Here is a 692-nt window from a genome sequence, read left to right on the forward strand (position 1 = left end):
TTCCTTACTTCGTCATCGTACACTCTCGCCCTTAGAGCACCGAAGAAATCGATGGATTGGCCTGGGAAGGTGTCGACCAACTTGACGATGTCCTCATCAGCCACATTGTCGGTACGGAAGATACCTTTGCAGACACCGATACGGTCTTCCCTAGTGGGTGCCCAGTAGAATTTCTCCATACGACCGTCACGGATGAGAGGAGCGTAGAGAGTGGAGAAATCGTTACCAGTGACGATGATTGGAACTCGGGGGTTCTCCTCCTTGTTGTACATTCCAGGGAGTTGGACATTGGTGGGGTTATCGGCGATGTTCATGAGTGTGGCGTTAACCATTTGGTTGTTGACGGTGTATTGAGTGGTACCACCAAGACGACCAGCACCTGCATCAAGATCGTTGATGAAGAGGCAGGACATTTTTCCCTTCTTGATTATGTCAGCCGCCTCACGGTACCGTTGTCGGATCAACTTGGCTGGCTCTCCTGCGTTCCCGCTTTCCAATTCTCCGGCACTCATCATGATTGGGTTGATTCCCATCTTGGCAAATACAAGCTCACATTGGAAGGATTTTCCTTGTCCTTTGCCTCCCCACAGACCCAAAATCAAAGGAACCTTGATGTTTGGGAGGGTCATGTAGTTCTTGGTGATGTGAACAACCAATTTGTCCATGAAAGCAGGAGCAATGTAGTAACCATC

General features: G+C 49.4%; 1 protein-coding gene. It reads right to left on the reverse strand.

All coding sequences use genetic code 11. The annotated features are described in order from the left end of the window. On the reverse strand, nucleotides 1-692 hold a 692-nt coding region (locus tag A9479_RS19505), incomplete at both ends, for a ribulose bisphosphate carboxylase/oxygenase activase (protein WP_197487282.1).

The sequence above is a fragment of the Pseudoalteromonas sp. MQS005 genome (assembly GCF_001661605.1).
Lineage (GTDB): Bacteria > Pseudomonadota > Gammaproteobacteria > Enterobacterales > Alteromonadaceae > Pseudoalteromonas > Pseudoalteromonas tetraodonis.